This window comes from Parasphingorhabdus sp. JC815, assembly GCF_040717415.1.
In the GTDB taxonomy this organism is placed as follows: Bacteria; Pseudomonadota; Alphaproteobacteria; order Sphingomonadales; family Sphingomonadaceae; genus Parasphingorhabdus.
Genome location: NZ_JBFEFM010000001.1, coordinates 177,897 through 191,638 on the forward strand (window position 1 = coordinate 177,897; position 13,742 = coordinate 191,638).

The window sequence follows — 13,742 nt, forward strand, 5'->3', positions numbered from 1 at the left end:
TTCACTACCAAAAGGAGAAATGCGCGATGCCACTGGAAACTGATCAGGATATCACCCGTCTGTTAACCGAGACAAAGCGCATTGCCCTTGTTGGTGCTTCTGCCAAGCCGGAGCGTGCGAGTAATCGTATTCTTAAATTTCTACTGGATCAGGGCTATGATGTTATTCCGGTTAATCCGGGGCTGGCTGGTCAGCAATTGCATGGTCAGGACGTTGAACCCTCTCTGGAAGCTATCACTGGGTCGATTGATATGGTTGATATTTTCCGCAACTCGGAGGATGCTGGTGGCGTTGTAGACGAAGCCATTGCCGCCGGCGCAAAATCCGTGTGGATGCAGTTGGAAGTGATCAACCGGCCTGCTGCACAACGCGCAGAGGAAGCAGGTCTTGATGTGGTGATGGATCGCTGCCCAAAAATCGAGATCCCCCGTCTAGGTTTGCTGAAGAGTGACAATGCCCACTGAGCCGGTCACTAGCTCCGGATCAGAAGCAAACAGAAAAACCAAAAACGCCTTTACCCGCCGAAACTTTCTAATCGGCGGTAGCGCGGCTACGGGGCTGATATTAGCCTGGGCCATATGGCCGCGCACGTATGAGCCTAATCTCACTGCTTCCGAAGATGAGCGGATATTCAGCGCCTTTCTTAAAATTGCTGCTGAGGGCCGGGTTACGGTTGTTGTGCCGCAAAGCGAAATGGGGCAGGGCGTCTACACAGTTTTGCCACAGATACTGGCTGACGAACTAGGTGCGGACTGGCGAACCATTGCTATCGAACCTGCTCCGATCAATCCACTATACGCCAATGAAATGTTGGCGCAGCAATGGGCTGAGACTCTTTTACCATCCGGCGCAGAAAAATGGAGCGAAGAAGATGGGGCACGTTGGGCCGCTCAAAACTTTGCCAAACGAAATAATTTCATCGTCACAGCCGATTCCACCTCCATTCCTGCTTACTCTACTAGTTTTCGGGAGGCCGGAGCCGCAGCGAGAGTTTTGCTAACTAAGGCTGCTGCCGCAAGATGGGATGTTGCGTGGGAAGCATGTATTTCAGATAATGGCTTTATTTCCCATGGTGAAAAACAGCTACGCTATGGTGAACTGATCGCGGACGCGCTAGAGCAGGAACTGCCCGATCCGGTCCCGTTGCGTTCAAGCCCAGTGAATAATCTGGTGGGGCAGGATGTTCCTCGGCTTGATCTGCCCGCAAAACTTGATGGCTCGGCAAATTTTGCCGGTGATATTCGTTTGCCTGATATGGTTTATGCCTCCATTCGTCAGGGACCAATTGGCGATACGCGGCTTAAATCCTTTAACCGGGAAGGTGCGAGCAAGATTGTCGGTCTGGTCGATGTGGTAAAGCATGACCGGTGGATTGCCGCCGTTGCAACCAACTGGTGGGCTGCCAATGATGCTCTCGATAAAATGAGCCCTATGTTTGAAACCATCGGTTTGTTGCCCGATAGCGACAAAATGGATACCACACTGGAGCAGGCGTTGGCTGAAGGAGCAGGTGTGCGTTTTGCTAGCCGGGGTGAAACAAAGCCAGCGTTTGACGCGCATCAGAACATCCGGGCGCACTACCGTGCGGAGGCTGCATTACATGCCCCCATTGAAACCCGAACAGCGACTGCTGATTATAAAGATGGGCATCTTGAGCTTTGGCTTGCTACCCAGGCTCCATCGGCAGCAATAAGAGCAGCGGCCGACGCGATTGCTATTAGTACGGATGATGTAACGCTTTATCCCATGTTGGCAGGTGGGTCTTTTGGCCGTAATCTCGATAGTAAGATAGCCGCGCAAGTGGCAATAATAGCCAAAAATATCCGTCGTCCCGTGCAATTGATGTGGTCACGGGCTGAGGAAATGATGCACGACCATTACCGCGCTCCTGCTTTAGCCCGATTGGATGCTGCGACAGATAAGGCAGGGCGAATTCAGGCATTACAGATAAAAATCGCGGCCCCTGCTTCGGCGAGAGAGCAAAGTAAACGCGTTGTGCGCGGTATGGATGAAATTACTGCTATGCAAGCATCGATTGACGAGGCAGATGCCAAGGCAGTTGAAGGGGCGGACTTGCACTATAATATTGCGAACTTCTCGCTAGACCATCATCCGGCCTATATTGGTGCACCTACCGGGAATTGGCGCAGCAATGCACATAGTTACAATGCATTTTTCGTTGAATCGTTTATTGATGAGCTTGCCGCCAAAGCCGGAATCGAACCCTTGTCCTACCGGATGCAAATATTGTCGGATCGGCCGCGTTTGGCGCGCTGTTTAACCGATGTCGCCGCTATGGCGGGTTGGGATGGGGGGCTGGATAACAGCGGTCAAGGGCTGGCCTGTCACTCCATGCGCGGTGGCCATATCGCGGTTATAGTGAACGCCGCGCGCGGTGAAGGCGGATTGAAGGTGAACCGGATTTCGGCCACCGTCGATGTCGGGCGGATTATCCACCCCGAAATCGCCCGGCAACAGATTGAAGGCGGTATTATTTATGGCCTTGCCATGGCACTGGGGTCGTCAACCCGTTTTAACCGCGGTATAGCCGTCGCGCGGCGGTTGAGCGACCTTGCCTTGCCAGGACTATCGGAAATTCCTGCAATACAAGTAGAGTTTATCCGCAGCGAAGAAGAACCTGTAGGGGTTGAGGAAATTGGCGTTCCCGCTGTTGCCCCAGCAATTGCCAACGCCCTGTATTCAGCAACAGGCACCCGTTATCGTCAACTGCCGTTATTTTCAGGAACATGATGAGTATGCAAAAGCCTGATCAACATCCAGAGGTGAAAACCGGAAAGACTGGCCTGTTGCTGGTCAATCTCGGTACACCGGATGCACCCGATAGAAAGGCAGTTAAACGGTATTTGAAGGAATTTTTATCCGACAAGCGTGTCGTGGAAATACCCGATATACTCTGGCAACCCATATTGCGCGGGATTATATTGAACACCCGCCCAAAAAAGTCGGCTCATGCCTATAGCCTGATCTGGACGGATGAAGGATCGCCGCTTGCTGTATATACGCGGCGTCAGGCAGAGGCTTTGGCGGAGATATATGGCGATTCCGTCCATATTGACTGGGCGATGCGTTATGGCAATCCCGGCATCTCCAGCCGCTTGCAGGCGATGAAGGATGCTGGTTGTGAACGCATTTTGGTTGCGCCGCTTTATCCGCAGTATAGCGGAGCGACAACGGCCAGCGTGCATGATGCTGTTTTTGATGCGCTCAAGACTATGCGCTGGCAGCCCGCGATCCGTATGTTGCCGCCATATCATGATGATACCGCTTATATTGACGCGTTGAAATCCAGTGTGGAAGCTGCTCTGGGCGCCCTGGATTTTGTACCGGATGCTGTCATTGCAAGCTTCCATGGCATGCCCAAGCGAACGTTGGAACTGGGTGATCCTTATCATTGTCATTGCCAGAAGACCGCACGATTATTATCCCAAGCGATGGGGCGGGAACTGATAATCACGTTCCAGTCACGCTTTGGCCCTGCAAAATGGCTTGAACCGGCAACGGATATGATGCTGGAAAAACTGGCCCAGGAAGGCAAGAAAAAGGTAGCGGTTTTCGCGCCCGGTTTTAGCAGTGATTGTCTGGAAACCTGCGAAGAGCTGGGAATACGGGGCAAGGAGGATTTCGAAGCCGCAGGTGGTGAGCATTTTGCCCTGATCCCTTGTCTGAATGATAGTGATATTGGTATCAATCTGCTTGACACATTGGTTCGGCGGGAATTGTCAGGATGGATCTAGACCGGATAATATTAGACGAGAGTGAAATATTCCATCCACCGGTGAAGCGTAGTATCACGATTGCGGGACATCAGACATCTATCACGCTAGAACCATTATTCTGGGACTTGCTCAAAAATTCTGCAGAAAAGCGTGGGCTACCGATAAACGCGCTGGTAGCGCAAATTGATGTGCAACGACTGGATGCAAGCGAACCACCAGGGCTGGCAACGGCAATTCGGCTGTGGCTGGTGCATGATATGCTTGGAAAATCACCCCAATCCGACTAAGGCATTTGCATGAACGCAACCCTTCTTGTCATGGCTGGCGGCGCGGTCGGTGCGGCGGCACGTTATAATTTGGGGCGGCTGGTTTTTCATTGGGTTGGACCGGGCTTTCCATTTGGTACTTTGTTCGCCAATCTACTGGGCGGGTTTTTAATGGGCGTGTTAGCGGGTGTGCTGGCACGTAGTGATTTTGTCGATGAGCCATGGCGATTGTTGCTTGGAGTCGGTTTGTTGGGCGGGTTTACAACCTTTTCGGCTTTTGGTTTGGAAGTTTTTAATATGATCGAACGTGGAAATTGGAGCATTGCTTTAGGTTATGCATTGCTATCCGTTGCCGGTTCGGTAGCTGCGCTATTTGCAGGTTTGGTAGCGGTAAGGATATTAGCATGACGACATTCGATCCCACTGCCGAAAGCGGTTCCCAAGATGAAAAGCCGCAGGGCCAAGGAAAGTTGAAAGATCAGAAGCAGGCGCTCAAAGTTCTTGATGTACGTCAGTTCACCGTTTCAGCTGATGACGATGACATCCGCCTCGACCGCTGGTTCAAGCGCCACATGGAAGATGTGCCGTTTAATGTCGTGTCACGTTGGTCGCGGACCGGGCAATTACGGCTGGACGGTAAACGGGTGAGTCCCGGAGACCGGATCAATGCCGGTCAGATCATCCGCGTCCCTCCCGCCGAAATTGAGCGGCCCGGGCGCGCTGCCAAACCGCGCGCAGATTTATCACAGGACCAGATTGATTTCGCGCAAGAATTAGTCATTCATAAGGATAAAGCCGCGATTGTGGTCAACAAGCCACCGGGGCTGGCGACGCAGGGTGGTAGCAAAACAAACACGCATCTTGACGGCTTGCTCGACGCACTGACCTATGATGCGAAATCGCGGCCCAAGCTGGTGCACAGGCTTGATAAGGACACCAGCGGTGTAATATTGCTGGCGCGCACACCCGGAGCGGCTTCTTTTTTCTCCAAGCGATTCTCCGGTCGCACGGCACGGAAAGTCTATTGGGCGATTGTCATGGGTGTCCCCGATATTGCCGATGGTATCATTGATTTGCCCCTGTCAAAGCAACCGGGTTCGGGCGGTGAGAAAATGCATGTGGATGAAGAAAACGGCCAAGCCGCCAAATCGCGCTATCGCATTATCGAACGGGCGGGAAATCGCGCCTGCTGGGTTGAGTTACAGCCATTCACCGGACGCACGCACCAGCTTCGTGTCCATATGGCGGCGATTGGTCATCCGATATTGGGCGATGGTAAATATGGCGGGAAAGACGCTTTCCTGACCGGAGCAATCAGCCGGAAAATGCACCTGCATGCGCGTCGTTTGCGGATAGAGCATCCCGATGGTCACAAGCTAGACGTTAAGGCGGACCTGCCGGATCATTTTGCCGATACGATAGAAAATCTGGGCCTTGATCTTGCATTGGGTGATTTGCCGCTGGATGAGAAAAAGCCCGGCGGCAAAGCCGTGCGGAAACAGCAGGGGCGCGCGCATGCCAAGCAAATACGTAAGGATAAACGCGGAGAGCGCCGCGCGCGCGGTGAAAATGTAGGCAAGCCGGTTAAGGCGGGCAAGCCATCGAAGCGACCTCGTGCAGATGCTGGAAAAGCCTCCCACAAAAAGGCGTTGCCACATAAAGTGAAACAAAAGCGCAAGTGAATCCGGTCTGATGAACAAGCTTGCCCTGTTTGATTGCGACGGTACCATGGTTGATGGCCAGGCCAATATCTGCTCCGCGATGGACCAGGCATTTGTTGCCCACGGCCTGACGCCTCCTGACCATCATCTAACGCGCCGAATAGTCGGGCTTAGCCTGCATGAGGCCGTGCGGCATTTATTGCCGGAGCAGGATGACGAGCTGGCTGCGGCGGTGACTCAATCTTATAAGAACGGCTTTTTCGAACTGCGTCAGCAAAACGCTGTCCATGAACCACTGTATGACGGTTTGGTTGACCTTATCGACCGGCTTGAAGATGACGGTTGGATGCTGGGGGTAGCGACGGGAAAATCGGATCGCGGGCTTAACCACTGCCTTGAGGTTCATGGGCTTTCAAAGCGTTTTGTGACTTTGCAGACTGCCGATCGCCATCCATCAAAGCCGCATCCTGCCATGATAGAATTGGCAATTAGCGAGGCGGGAGCATGCGCGGAAACAACTGCGATGATTGGCGATACTACCTTTGATATGGAAATGGGTGTCAACGCCGGTGTGCGGTCAATCGGTGTCGATTGGGGGTATCATGACAGGGAGGAATTGCTCTCTGCCGGAGCGCAGACTGTTGCAGTGACTATGGATGAATTATACGAAACTCTTAATCGATGAAGCCAATGAAACAGCAATCTGAAAAATATGATGACCCGATCTATGTCGCTGATCCGGAAAAGGAAAAGCAGGCCAAAACCCTGCATTACATGGTCAGTATCATTCGCCTGCTCGGCATTGCGATATTGATGCTGGGCATTGCCATTGCATTGGGGCGGCTTGCCGGTATTCCAGCTGCGGTCGGTTATATTCTGGTGGTCATCGGATTGGTGCAGACATGGGTAGTGCCGCTTAAGATGGTGCGATCCTTTGTCAAACGGCAAGTGGCGGAGGACGCAAGGAAAAGTCAGGAATTATGAAGCGTTTTTATGAAGCTGTGACCAGTGAGCCGGTAGATGATAGGTTTGCAATTCAGCTTGATGGCCGTCCGGTTAAAACCCCCGCCCGTAATCCGCTTCATTTGCCGACCGCTGCGCTGGCTGATGCTATTGCTGCGGAATGGGCTGCGCAGGATGAGGATATTGATCCCGCGACTATGCCGCTAACCGCCTTGGCACAAGGCGCATTGGATCAGGTCGCTAAGGACCGCGAGCGAATTGCTGGCCGTATCGCGGCCTTTGCGGATAGTGACATGCTCTATTTTCGCGCTGATGATAGTCAACAGGCTTTGGCCGATCACCAGAAAGAGCGGTGGGATCCAATGCTAGATTGGGCGCGTCAGCGATATGATGTTGATTTTAAGTTAATATATGGAATCAAACATCAATCACAGTCGGATGAGACCATCAACCGGCTATCTGCCGCGGTTAATGCTCAGGATGATTTTGCCTTGGCCGCCATGTTGTCTCTGGTAGGATTGGCCGGTTCTCTTGTTGTTGTGCTCTCACTGGTTGAGGGGGCTTATGATGTCGATACGCTTTGGCCGCTGGCGAATTTGGAAGAATTATGGCAGGAACAGCAATGGGGCCAGGATGAGTTGGCGATGGCAACGCGCGAGTTAAAGCAGGCCGAATTTAACGCGGCCGCCCGGTTTTTAACGCTCTCCAGACGTTAGTTTTTCCTTGTTAACGGACAATAGATGACATCTTCTGCTCCTTCGGATCAAGTCATGACACTCTGCGAAAGCCCGGCGGCTGCGGTTGCGCTTCTCGAGACGCTGTATCAGGAACAAATTGCCCTGATTAGCAAGCGTTTCGCGCGCTATGCTACGGATGATCTGGGCTCCGACGACCGTAAACAGGGCGTCTATCCGATGATCTCGGTTGAAATACCGGCTGATCAGGCAACCGAGACAAGCAATGTCGCATCGGGCCGTATATCCGATATCAGCCGTTATAGCACGACTATCAGCCAACCTAAGCTGTATCGCCGCTACCTTCTTGAACAATTAGAGCGGATCACCCGTAGTTTTACCGCCAGAATTCATGTCGGTCTTTCCAAAACGCCAATTCCGCTGGCTTTTGCAATAGAGAATGTTTCGGGTGGCTTGAGCCAATATCAAAAGGATGCGCTCCCCAATTATTTCCATACGCCCAATCTGGTCAAAACCAATGACGAGATTGTTGACGGGGGACAGATTTTTAACGTCGATAGCGATAACGCACTGGCGCTGTTTACCGCAGAACGGGTGGATTATTCTCTTCACCGTATCCGCCATTATTGTGCAAGCGATCCCGAGCATTTTCAGCCATTCATATTGTTCACAAATTACCAGCGCTACGTGGATGAATTTATTGAATTTGGTCTGGAAGAACTGAAATCGGGGAAAGCAGACATGCTGGTCGAGCCGGGCAACCGGATCACCCGCCAAAATGGCAAGCCATCTTGCCCACCCATTGGCAAGCCGCCGCAAATGCCGGCTTATCATCTGATACGCGGGGATAGGCGTCCCGGTGTGACGCTGGTCAATATCGGTGTCGGGCCTTCCAATGCCAAGACGATTACCGACCATCTTGCAGTGCTGCGCCCGCATGTCTGGTTGATGATTGGCCATTGCGGCGCTTTGCGGCGGACGCAGCGGCTGGGTGACTATGTTCTGGCCCATGCCTATTTGCGCGATGACAATGTTCTGGACGATGTGTTGCCGCCCAGCATCCCCCTGCCGACCATTGCCGAGGTACAACTGGCGCTGACTCAGGCGGTGCAGGATGAAACCGGCATCGACCATTCACAGCTAAAACAGCATCTTCGCACCGGCACGGTGGTAACAACGGGCGACCGTAACTGGGAATTGCGCTTTGAGCAGATTGCCAAACGGCTGAACCAGTCGCGTGCCATTGCCATTGATATGGAATCGGCAACCGTTGCGGCCAATGGCTATCGTTACCGGGTACCCTATGGGACATTGCTCTGTGCTTCTGACAAGCCGCTGCATGGAGAGATTAAATTGCCCGGCATGGCAGATGCATTTTATCAGGAACGTGTCGGTCAGCATCTCGCCATTGGTCTGCGGACGATTGATCTCCTGGCAGAGGAAGCGGATGCAGGGACATTGCATTCGCGCAAATTACGCAGTTTTGGCGAGCCACTCTTCCGGTAGCTTTGGACCAAAGTTCACACAAATCACACACCCTTTATTTTCCAACATGAGGGGTGAAGTTTACATTCTGCACAGACCCTATTGTGTTGTCACACTGTGTAATGACATTCCAAAGTTCACATAGTTCTCACACTCTCGCGCGCGATTTTGAGCGGATATTCAATTGTCAAACAGCCACAGTTACCATGCCATAACCATATGGTTGTAGGACAGAGAAAACCGGCTATATTCTATCCCTCGATGCCCAATGCTATTGCTGCTTCCCTGATCCGTTTGGCCTCGTTGCCGTCGTTACGGAACGCGGTTAATCCGTCGGCCAATGCCTGTTTGGCTTTTGCTGTCTGGCCCAATTGCATCCGGCTACGCATCAGCATGATCCAGCCATTGGAGTCTTTGGGATTGCTTTGCAGCCGCTTGTCCAGACCATCGACCATATTGGCGATCATTGCTTCTTGTTGGCCAGCGGGCAGGGCGGCAGCGGCTTGCATTTCGTCGCGGCTGGGGCCGGGGATGGCCGCGGTGGCAACCTGTGGGCCGTCGGTAGATATACCGCCGGTTGGCGCGGCGGGGGCGATTTTGGCAAGGCGCGCCGCGACGTCGATATTTTCCTTCTTTGCCACCTGCTCGATGACACGGCGAATATCACTGGCATATGGCGCATCGGCGGGCGTATCTTTTAATAGCGCGAACCAGTCGTTAATTGCACCGCTATGGTCGCCGGAAATATCTTTCTCCACTGCCAGAAAATAGCGGGCGCGCGGATCGGATTTGTCCAGCGCCAACGCCTTTTTGAACGCATCTGATGCGTCAGTGGGCACTTTTTGACCGTCACTGGCCATGACCAGTGCCTCGCCCAGCATTGACCAATATTCCGGGTTTTTCGGATCAAGCGTGGTTGCCCGTTTCATAGCCGTAGCCGACTCGGCAAATTTCCCTGTCTCAAAATAGCTCCAGCCGAGCATCCGCCAACTCTCGGCATCATCGGGGTTTTCTTGTAGTTTTTGTTCAAGCCCCGCGATGACTTCATTGACGCTAGGTGCCTGCCCGCTTTCTTCAGTCGCCGGCATAGCCACGGGGTCAGATGCGTCTCCGGCTGTGCTACGATAGATTTGCACGCCAATCGCACCAAGGGCCAGTATCGCAGCGATTATCAGGGCTATCCGGCTGATATTGGGGGCTGATTTTATTTCACTTGTATTGGATTTGCTCATATGTCGTTTTTCCCCCTGAAATCACCGGACGATTGCGCCCCTTTTTTGGCAAGTATCTGTTAGCGCTGAACCTGTCTAGGCATGTTGGCCGGATAAGCCCCATCCCAAGCCAAACAGCTTTAACCCAAACTCTATCATCATATTTTTCTGAAGGGTTTGGATGTGCGGTCCATTTTTACAAATAGCAATATAGCAGTTTGGGCTGTGATATTTTACACTTTCATGTCAAAGACTTTTTGATAAGATAATAGTAAGTCAAGTCATTTAGGGTCGCGCTTAAATCAGGCAAGGCTATTGTTTCGGTTCATCAACACGCATTAGGGGGCGTCGAACCAAACATCCAACAAGGGGGGAATTTAGCGCGTGGCGGACAAGTTTCGAGTGGTCATCGTGGGCTCTGGTCCGGCAGGCATGAGCGCTGCTGGCCGTGCAGCGCAGTTGAAACTTAAACATATACTGCTCGAAAAAACCGACCATCTTTCCGATACGATTTTCAAATATCAAAAGGGCAAGCATGTCATGGCCACGCCAAGCCAGCTTGTTCTGCGTTCCGATATGGAGTTTGACGCGGGTAAACGAGAGGCGATTCTGGAAAAATGGGACAGGCAGACAGAAGCCTGCGGCGTGAATGTCCAGTTTAATGCAGAGCCGGTAAAGATTGAAGGTGAAGAAGGAAACTTCACTATCACGTTGAAAAACGGTGATAAAATATTGACAGAAACCATTGTCATGGCCATTGGCACACAGGGGAACCCCAATCTGTTGCGCTGTCCCGGCGGGGATAACAAGATGGTCCAATATCAATTGGACGATCCCGGCGAATATTATGACGAACATATCACAGTCATCGGTTCGGGTGATGCGGGAATAGAAAATGCACTGGGTCTGGCGGCGGATGCGGCGCAGAATAATATTGTCACGATCTTGAACCGCTCGGCAGAATTTGCCCGCGCTAAAAAAGCCAATGTGAAACTGCTGATGGAAGCGGGCGAGCAGGGCAAGGTGATGATCCGCAACGAAACAACACCCGCAGAGGTGAAGGACGGGGAGCTGGTCCTTGAAACCCGCGATGGACAGGAAGCGATTAAATGCGACCGGATTATTGCGCGTATGGGTTCCGCGCCGCCGCGCAAATTTGTCGAAGAATGTGGAATTATATTTACCAGCGACGACCGGGAGGCTTATCCCAAATTAAGCCCCGCCTTTGAAAGCACGAAAAAAGGCATTTATGTGATCGGCGCGCTGGCTGGTTATCCCCTGATCAAACATTGTATGAACCAGGGTTATGACGTCATTGAATTTATCAACGGCAATAATGATCTGAAACCGGCAGACGAGCCGATTCTGGAAGCGAAATTTGCCGGGCTTCCCGGTGGCAGGTCGGTTGATGAATGGCTTGAATTTTTCCGCCAGAATGTGACGATCCTGAATGATTTATCGCCCCTGCAAATGCGGGAGTTCATGCTGGACAGCGAGCCGCGGGCATATCGTAAAGGCGAAACGATATTTGAACGCAATGATCCCGGTTCGTCACTGTTCGCCATTGCCCAAGGATCGGTGCTGGTCGAGGTTGATCCCCAAGACACATCGAAAGTCATTCCGATTGAGGAAGGGTCGATTTTTGGCGAGGTCGGTTTGATCTCTGGCCGCCGCCGCGGTGCCACTATCAAGGCTGCGCAGGATATGGTTGCTATTGAAGTATCGCGCACGGCGGCGCTAAAATTACAGGCCTCTGTTCCTGCGGCACGCCGCGCGATTACCCGCATATCGACCGAGCGGCAATTATTGCAGATGTTCGGATCGGGACTGACCAGAGAAGATATTGCAGAAGCAGTCGAAACCAGCGAGATCATCAATGTCCGTGCGGGCGAAACGATCATTAACGAAGGCGACGAGGGCAATGACATTTATGTCATCCGTGTCGGGTCCATGGTCGTGGAAAAGGAAATTGGCGGAAAGCCGGTGTTTCTCTCTTATTTGCCCGCTGGTTCCTATGTCGGGGAAATGACCCTGATCGCGGGCGGTCTCCGCACGGCAACGGTGAAGGCGGCGATCAAATCCGAAGTGATTAAAATTCAGGGCGATGCCTTTAAGAAAGTGCTCGACGCGAACCCCGGCCTATTGAGACGCGCCAAAAAAGATATGGCCGCACGGCAAGGGATCAACGCCTTTGTCGAAGCAAAGAAAGACAGTTTTTCCGGCGTTGTCGATATGTATTCCGGCGTTGCCAATTTTCTTGTCGATAATGGCATTGGTGAAGCGACTGATGTTCTGCTGATTGATGAGAACCTATGTGTCGGCTGTGACAATTGTGAAAAAGCCTGCGCCGACAGCCATGAAGGACTCTCCCGCCTCGACCGCGAAGCGGGGCGGACCTATGCACATCTTCATGTTCCGACCAGCTGCCGCCATTGTGAGCATCCCCATTGCATGTCCGATTGCCCGCCCGATGCCATCCACCGGGGACCGGACGGGGAAGTGTTCATCGACGACACCTGTATCGGCTGCGGTAATTGCCAGCGTTATTGCCCTTATGGCGTGATCCGGATGGACAAGGTGCCACCCGAAAAGCCGTCCATATTTAGCTGGCTGCTCTTTGGCTTTGGTCCCGGACCCGGTGAACCGGACAAAAACTGGGTGGCAGAGAATAGCGACCCGGCGGAGGAAAAAGCAAAAAAGGCGATTAAATGCGACATGTGCGCCGGTATTCACGGTGGACCCGCCTGTGTTCGGGCGTGCCCCACTGGCGCTGCCATCCGCGTGGCTCCAGAGGAGTTTCTGACAGTCGCCAAACTTGAGCAGGAGGACGTCTAATGGCTTCGGTTCCTGTTCCCGGCGCTGCACCGAAAAAGAAGCTCGCCATGCATGACGGCTTTTTGAAACATGCGGGCTATCGCTGGTTAAAAATTGCTTCAATGGTCATGCTGGTCTCTATTGTCAGCTATTTGTTCATTGATGTTTCACCGCGTCATAACGGGGGTAGCTGGTATGGCTATACGCTGGGCACGATCGGAGCGGGGTTAATCCTCTGGCTGACCATGCTGGGCGTGCGCAAACGGGCGATGACGCCGGGGAAATGGTCGTTAAAGGCATGGACGTCCGCGCATATCTATCTGGGGCTTAGCCTGATCGTTATCGCTACGCTGCACACGGGTTTCCAGTTTGGCTGGAACATTCATACAGCATCCTATGCGTTTATGATGCTGGTCATTATTTCCGGCATCGTCGGAATATATTTCTATGCCACAATTCCGCAGGCGCTTTCCAATAACCGGGACGAGATGACGGAGACGGAAATGCTGGAAAGCCTGCGCTCGCTTGACCGGCAGTTAAACGAAGCGGCACAGCCTTTGTCGGCGGAACATGCGTCGCTTGTTCTCCAGTCGTTGGAGCAAGATCCCTTTGGTGGCGGGTTCGTGAAACGGATTTCCGGGAAATATCCGCATTGTGCCACACGCCTGGCACAGGCCGATTTGCGGCGGGAGCGCGCTTTCCAGCCGCGTATGGGGGGGGACGACCCGCTCGATAAGGTCGATGCATTGCTTGAAAGAAAGGAAGCGACATTGGCCCGGGTCCGCCGTCATCTTAAACTTAAAGCGTTGTTACAGGTCTGGCTGTTTGTTCATGTGCCGATGACTTTCGCTCTGATTGCGTCGCTAACGGCGCATATCATCAGTGTTTTCTTTTACTGGTAGGCGGGAGT

The 13,742-nt window shown here is 52.7% G+C and carries 13 protein-coding genes; 12 read left to right on the forward strand and 1 reads right to left on the reverse strand.

Features of this window, described 5'->3' with window-relative positions:
* The first annotated feature begins 26 nt into the window (after window positions 1-26).
* The 10 genes from AB1K62_RS00850 to AB1K62_RS00895 are packed head-to-tail and all read left to right on the forward strand — an operon-like array spanning window position 27 to window position 8,828.
* On the forward strand, window positions 27-464 hold the full coding sequence (locus AB1K62_RS00850) for a CoA-binding protein (protein WP_367000480.1): 438 nt from the start codon (window positions 27-29) through the stop codon (window positions 462-464).
* Window positions 454-2,751 (forward strand): molybdopterin cofactor-binding domain-containing protein, encoded by a 2,298-nt coding sequence (locus AB1K62_RS00855; RefSeq protein WP_367000482.1) that lies wholly within the window; start codon window positions 454-456, stop codon window positions 2,749-2,751. Before AB1K62_RS00850 ends, AB1K62_RS00855 begins: the two co-directional genes overlap by 11 nt.
* 5 nt (window positions 2,752-2,756) lie before the next feature.
* A complete protein-coding gene (hemH, locus tag AB1K62_RS00860; RefSeq protein WP_367000484.1) occupies window positions 2,757-3,755 on the forward strand; it encodes a ferrochelatase in 999 nt (332 codons plus the stop codon).
* The gene (locus AB1K62_RS00865; protein WP_367000486.1) at window positions 3,746-4,024 is read left to right on the forward strand and encodes a ribbon-helix-helix domain-containing protein; all 279 of its coding nucleotides are present in this window, start codon (window positions 3,746-3,748) and stop codon (window positions 4,022-4,024) included. Before hemH ends, AB1K62_RS00865 begins: the two co-directional genes overlap by 10 nt.
* Window positions 4,025-4,033: 9 nt before the next feature.
* A complete protein-coding gene (gene crcB / locus AB1K62_RS00870) occupies window positions 4,034-4,411 on the forward strand; it encodes a fluoride efflux transporter CrcB (RefSeq protein ID WP_367000487.1) in 378 nt (125 codons plus the stop codon).
* A complete protein-coding gene (locus AB1K62_RS00875; RefSeq protein WP_367000489.1) occupies window positions 4,408-5,685 on the forward strand; it encodes an RluA family pseudouridine synthase in 1,278 nt (425 codons plus the stop codon). The genes crcB and AB1K62_RS00875 overlap by 4 nt, the downstream gene beginning before the upstream one ends.
* Before the next feature lie 7 nt (window positions 5,686-5,692).
* Window positions 5,693-6,349: an HAD-IA family hydrolase gene (locus tag AB1K62_RS00880; RefSeq protein ID WP_367002001.1), complete on the forward strand. Its 657-nt coding sequence runs from the start codon at window positions 5,693-5,695 to the stop codon at window positions 6,347-6,349.
* Window positions 6,350-6,354: 5 nt separating this feature from the next.
* A complete protein-coding gene (locus tag AB1K62_RS00885) occupies window positions 6,355-6,648 on the forward strand; it encodes a hypothetical protein (RefSeq protein WP_367000491.1) in 294 nt (97 codons plus the stop codon).
* Window positions 6,645-7,343, forward strand: coding sequence for an ATP12 family protein (locus AB1K62_RS00890; RefSeq protein ID WP_367000493.1), 699 nt, complete (start codon window positions 6,645-6,647; stop codon window positions 7,341-7,343). The genes AB1K62_RS00885 and AB1K62_RS00890 overlap by 4 nt, the downstream gene beginning before the upstream one ends.
* Window positions 7,344-7,397: 54 nt before the next feature.
* Complete coding sequence (locus AB1K62_RS00895; protein ID WP_367000495.1) at window positions 7,398-8,828, forward strand: AMP nucleosidase; 1,431 nt, start codon at window positions 7,398-7,400, stop codon at window positions 8,826-8,828.
* Window positions 8,829-9,058: 230 nt separating this feature from the next.
* On the opposite strand, the gene AB1K62_RS00900 is transcribed toward AB1K62_RS00895, so the two are convergent.
* A complete protein-coding gene (locus tag AB1K62_RS00900) occupies window positions 9,059-10,039 on the reverse strand; it encodes a tetratricopeptide repeat protein (protein WP_367000497.1) in 981 nt (326 codons plus the stop codon).
* A gap of 363 nt (window positions 10,040-10,402) precedes the next feature.
* Here AB1K62_RS00900 and AB1K62_RS00905 point away from each other — a divergent pair, with 363 nt between their 5' ends.
* Window positions 10,403-12,853, forward strand: a complete 2,451-nt coding sequence (locus AB1K62_RS00905) for a cyclic nucleotide-binding domain-containing protein (RefSeq protein ID WP_367000499.1) — start codon at window positions 10,403-10,405, stop codon at window positions 12,851-12,853.
* Window positions 12,853-13,734, forward strand: a complete 882-nt coding sequence (locus AB1K62_RS00910) for a hypothetical protein (RefSeq protein ID WP_367000500.1) — start codon at window positions 12,853-12,855, stop codon at window positions 13,732-13,734. Before AB1K62_RS00905 ends, AB1K62_RS00910 begins: the two co-directional genes overlap by 1 nt.
* The last annotated feature ends 8 nt before the right edge of the window (window positions 13,735-13,742 follow it).